This window comes from Caulobacter sp. S45 (genome assembly GCF_903642205.1).
Lineage (GTDB): Bacteria > Pseudomonadota > Alphaproteobacteria > Caulobacterales > Caulobacteraceae > CAHJWH01.
In genome coordinates this window covers 1-4,973 of record NZ_CAHJWH010000195.1, presented here as the reverse complement: position 1 = coordinate 4,973, position 4,973 = coordinate 1, and the positions used below count along the sequence as shown (strand labels likewise).

The following is a 4,973-nucleotide window of genomic DNA, read 5'->3' as shown; positions in this document are numbered from 1 at the left end:
CGAAGGCGCGCTCCACCACCGCCACCGACCGCATCACCGCCACGCCCAAGAAGGCGGCGCACAGGCCCAGCATCACGATGGCCAGGTAGTGCACGGTGTGCAGTGGCGCGACGGGCGAGGCGTGGAGCGAATACGGCGCGCTGCCTGACAGGGCTGTCGTGGTGAGCACGGCGGTCACGGACGCGGTCATGATCGCCGCGACATTGGCCACCGAATAGACGCCGACGATCAGCTCGAAGGCGTAGAAGCCGCCTGTCAGGGGTGCGGCGAAGGCCGCCGCGATCGCGCCCGCCGCGCCCGCTCCCACCATGATGCGCAGGTCTGCCCGGCGCAGGTTCAGCAGGATGCCGATGCGCGAGGCGATGCCGGAGCCGATCTGGGTATAGCCGGCCTCAAGCCCCACCGAGGCCCCGCAGCCGTTGGAGATCACCGTCTGGGCCGCCACCAGCACGCTGTCGCGCAGCGACATGCGGCCGCCCCGCAGCGCATTGGCCTCGACTGGGTCGACCGGCGTCCGAGCCTTGCGCCAGTTGCGCCAGAGTTCGGTCAGGCCGATCAGCGCGCCGCCGGCGACCGGCACGAGGACGGCTGTGGGCAGGTGGACGCGCTCGATGGCGCTCAGCCTCTGGTCCAGGGCGATGTGGAACAGGGCGACATGGGCGGCTTGGGTGAGGTCGCTCATCAAGGTGACCCCGGCCCCGGCGAGGCAGCCCACCACCCCCGCCACCAGCACCAGGAGCACCTCGCTGGCGCGCACCAGTCCGCGGAGCTGGGCGAGCAGACCGCGGGCGCGCGCGGGCAGAGGCTCGCGGAGGGGCAGGCCGCTCGCCGCCGGGTGGGCGGTGGTGGCGGCCGGGCCGCCGGCCAGGCTCATGCGGCGTCTTCGAGGTCGGCGGGGTCGCGCCCCTCCAGCACCAGCCGCACCGGTCGCCAGGCCCGCCGGTGGATCGGGCAGGGGCCGAGCGTGCGCAGCGCCTCCACGTGGACGGGGGCGTTGTAGCCCTTGTGCGCGGCGAAGCCGTAGCCGGGATAGGTCTCGTCCAGCTCGCGCATCAGCCGGTCGCGCGCTGTCTTGGCCAGGATCGAGGCCGCGCCGATTGAGAGCGACAGGGCGTCCCCGCCGACAACGGTCTTCACCGGGCAGGGCAGCTTGAAGGCGTAGTTGCCGTCCACCAGGGCGTGGGCGGCGGCGACCTGCAGCCCGGCGACGGCCCGGTGCATGGCCAGGCCCGTGGCGTGCAGGATGTTCAGCTCGGCGATCTCCTCCACCGAGGCGAAGGCCACGCACCAGGCGAGCGCGCTGGCCTTGATCTCGGCCTCCAGCCTTTCGCGGGCCTTGGGGTTAAGCTTCTTGGAGTCATTGACGCCCTCGGGGATGCAGCGGGCGTCCAGGATGACCGCTGCCGCCGCGACCGGCCCGGCCCATGGGCCGCGTCCCGCCTCGTCCACGCCGCAGACGGGGGGAGGGTGCAGAGCTTCAAGGTCGAGCGAAGGATCGGCGACGACCGCCTTCCCTGCGGCGCGCTTCAGCGCCGCTTTCAGCGCAGGCTTGGCCGGGGCAAGGGATCGTCTTGGCACGACACGGCCATACGCTGCGTCGCGGGCTTGCGAAAGCGCGCCGGCTCGCCGCCGGTCGAAACCTTAGCCCCGCCCCACGGCTTCTCTTGGCTAACGGAGACTTCGATCATGGCCAACCGCAGCACCCACCTCCATTCCGCGCCCACACATGCCGAGGCCGCCCCGTCCGGCCAGGTTCATTCCGGCAAGGCGACCAGCTTCCTGCGCGTGGACGCTTACGAGCACGGCGGGATCGTGGTGACGTCCACCGCGGTGAACGCCGAGGGCTGGCTCGACCCCGTCCATTCCGCCGCCGGTGACGGCACGTCCCCGCCGCTGGAGTGGAGCGGCGTCCTGGAGGCGGAGAGCTATGTGCTGATCGTGGAGGATCCCGACGCCCCGCGCGACGAGCCTATGATCCACTGGGTGGTCTGGGACATCCCTGGCACGGCGACCTCGCTGCCCGCCAACCTGGGCGACAAGGTGCATCCCGAGGCGCTGTCGGGCGCGACCCAGGGCCTGAACGGCGTGGGCGGCCACGGCTGGACCGGCATGGCGCCGCCGCAGGCGCACGGCGTGCACCACTACCACTTCCAAGTGTTCGCGGTCAGCAAGTCGCTGGGCTTCCGGCCCGACACCTCCCTGGAGCATCTGGTGGAGACGCTGAAGGGCACCACCCTCGCCAAGGGCGAACTGGTCGGCCTGTTTGAAAATCCCGACCTGCCGGCCGGCAGCTGACTGGTCGTCGCCTGGATGACAGAAAGTTAATGGGCTAAACGCCGCCGGTCGCGCCATGAAACATGGCGTTCTGTCGCCTGGAGTTGCTGATCGATGACGAAGTCTGTCTGGCTCGCCGCGTCCTGTGCTGCGGCTCTCTGGACCGGGACGGCCTACGCCCAGCCGGCCGGGGGCGGCGTCGATGTTCCGCCCACCCCGCACTACGGGACCTGGGGCTTCGACACGGCGGGGGAAGACAAGGCCACCAAGCCCGGCGACGACTTCTTCGGCTTCACCGATGGTACGGCGGTGTCGCAGATCGTCATCCCGCAGGACCGCGCCAACTATGATCCCTTCGCGCGGCTGGCGCTACTGTCCGAAGCCCGCGTGCACGCCATCCTTGAGCAGGCGGCGGCCGGCGCGCCAGCTCAGCCCACCACATCGCCGCAGAAGATCGGCGCCTTCTACCGGGCCTTCATGGACCAGGCCCGAGCGGACGGCCTGGGCGCCGCGCCGCTGAAGCCTCACCTCGACGCCGTGCGCGCCGCACCGGACAAGGCAGCGCTTGCGGCGTTGATGGGGCGGGAGAACGACGACTTCTTCGGCTCGCTCATCGACGTCAGCATCGACACCGACGAGAAGGACCCCGATCACTACGCCGTCCACATCTCCCAGTCCGGCCTGGGCCTGCCCGACCGCGACTACTACCTGAAGCCGGAGTTCGCGGCCAAGAAGGCGCTCTACCAGGACTACGCCGCCAAGCTGCTCGGCCTGATCGGCTGGACCGACCCGGCGGGCAGCGCCGCCAAGGTGGTCGCCTTCGAGACCCAGATCGCGGAGGTGAGCTGGGCGCGAGAGGATGAGCGGGACCCCGACAAGATCTACAACCCCATGACGGTGAGCGAGGTCGAGGCGGCCGATCCGGGCTTCGCCTGGCGGCCGTTCCTCAAGGCGGCCAACCTCGGCGGCGCCGAGCGGGTGATCGAGCAGGAGAAGACCGCCATCGCCAAGATTGCGGCGATCTACCAGCAGACGCCGCTCGACGTGCTGAAGGCCTGGGAGGCGGTGCACATCGCCGACGCCGGCGCGCCCTACCTGTCCGACGCCTTCGTCCAGGCCAATTTCGAGTTCCACAACAAGGGGCTGTCCGGCCAGCCGCAAATCCAGGTGCGCTGGAAGCGTGCGGTGCGCGCGGTGGACAGCGGCATGGGCGAGGCGGTGGGCCAGATCTATGTCGAGCGGTACTTTCCCCCTCAGTCAAAGGCGAAGATGCAGCAACTCGTCGCGGACCTGAAGCTGGCCTTCCGCCACCGCATCGAAAATCTGACCTGGATGGGCTCGGCCACCAAGCGGGAGGCGCTGAAGAAGCTGGCCGGCTACACGGTCAAGATCGGCTATCCCGACCACTTCCGCGACTACTCCGCCCTGGTGATCCGGCCCGACGACCTCACGGGCGACGTGGAGCGATCCTCCGCCTTCGAGTGGGCGCGCCAAGTGCGCCGACTGGCCAAGCCGGTGGACAAGTCGGAGTGGGGCATGACGCCCCAGACGGTGAACGCCTATAACAACCCGGTGTGGAACGAGGTGGTCTTCCCCGCCGCCATCCTGCAGCCGCCCTTCTTCGATCCGAACGCCGACGCGGCGGTGAACTACGGGGCCATCGGGGGCGTAATCGGTCACGAGATGACCCACGGCTTCGACGACGAGGGCAGGAAGTTCGACTCCACCGGGCGGCTGCGCGACTGGTGGACGGCGGAGGACGCAGCCCGTTTCCAGGCCCGGGCCGACCGTCTAGGCGCCCAGTACGACACCTATTCGCCCCTGCCGGGGACGCACGTGAACGGCAAGCTGACCATGGGCGAGAACATCGCTGACTCAGGCGGCCTCAACCTGGCATTGGACGCTTACCACGCTTCGCTGGACGGAAAGGCTGCGCCGGTGGTGGATGGGTATACCGGCGACCAGCGGGTGTTCCTGGGCTGGGCGCAGGTCTGGCAAGGAAAGAGGCGCGACGACTCCTTGCGCCAGCAGATCGTAACTGACCCTCATTCACCAGGGCGCTTCCGCGTCAACGGCGTGGTGCGCAATGTCGACGCCTGGTATCCGGCCTTCAACGTCCAGCCGGGACAGGCCCTGTATCTCGCGCCGGACCAGCGGGCGCATATCTGGTGAGCCTCCAGCCCGTCGTCTCGGCACAGAAGGCAGGCTTCCTGCCGCATCTGTCAATTTAGCGCCAAAAACCCGCCGCGGGGACACGCGGCGGGTAAGGCTTGTTTGCTTTGAATTAAAGAGGGCGTTTCCTCCCCGAAACGCCGGAGGCTCAGCGTCTCAGCGCCGTGACCTTCACAATTCCTTACAGAAGCCAAAAATCCCGGGGTGTCAACGCACTAGACCATCGTTTCGTCAGAAAGGCTTCATTCCGCCACGAACAGGGAGGTAAAACTGCCAGAAATGCCAAAAATTGAGTCGGCCGTGGAGGCTCGGTTGAGGCGCCATGCGCGCCGGCCAAGCGCCTATGCGGCTGTGTTCGGTGTCGCCGCCTTGGTGCTCGGTCTGGCGGTTCTCAGTCTTGCCGGGCGCTGAACACGTCAGGTCGCGTCGCCAGGACGGGGTGCGCCACAGACGCGCAAAAGGCCAGGCCCGTCCCCGGACCCAGCCTTCTGGCCCCTGAGCGGTGGTTTCAGCGATACTGCTGGATG

5 protein-coding genes are annotated in these 4,973 nt (G+C 68.7%); 2 read left to right on the top strand and 3 right to left on the bottom strand.

Features of this window, described 5'->3' with window-relative positions; translation table 11 throughout:
• A partial coding sequence (locus HUV06_RS14600) for a chloride channel protein (RefSeq protein WP_174301979.1) occupies positions 1-874 on the bottom strand: 874 nt, incomplete at its 3' end.
• Positions 871-1,473, bottom strand: coding sequence for a ribonuclease HII (locus HUV06_RS14595; protein WP_254601167.1), 603 nt, complete (start codon positions 1,471-1,473; stop codon positions 871-873). The genes HUV06_RS14595 and HUV06_RS14600, both read right to left, overlap by 4 nt.
• Positions 1,474-1,686: 213 nt before the next feature.
• Here HUV06_RS14595 and HUV06_RS14590 point away from each other — a divergent pair, with 213 nt between their 5' ends.
• Together HUV06_RS14590 and HUV06_RS14585 are read left to right on the top strand one after the other, a co-directional pair.
• Entirely contained in the window at positions 1,687-2,295 is a 609-nt protein-coding gene (locus tag HUV06_RS14590; protein ID WP_174301978.1) for a YbhB/YbcL family Raf kinase inhibitor-like protein, read from the top strand.
• A gap of 93 nt (positions 2,296-2,388) precedes the next feature.
• Positions 2,389-4,446: a M13 family metallopeptidase gene (locus HUV06_RS14585; RefSeq protein WP_174301977.1), complete on the top strand. Its 2,058-nt coding sequence runs from the start codon at positions 2,389-2,391 to the stop codon at positions 4,444-4,446.
• A gap of 231 nt (positions 4,447-4,677) precedes the next feature.
• Here HUV06_RS14585 and HUV06_RS16095 read toward each other — a convergent pair.
• Positions 4,678-4,973: hypothetical protein (locus tag HUV06_RS16095; protein ID WP_217433903.1), on the bottom strand; the 296-nt coding region annotated here is incomplete at its 5' end.

Excerpts from the sequence above, each read along its gene's own strand:
- HUV06_RS14590 (WP_174301978.1), top strand. The coding sequence starts at position 1,687 with ATGGCCAACCGCAGCACCCACCTCCATTCCGCGCCCACACATGCCGAG.
- HUV06_RS14585 (WP_174301977.1), top strand. The coding sequence starts at position 2,389 with ATGACGAAGTCTGTCTGGCTCGCCGCGTCCTGTGCTGCGGCTCTCTGG.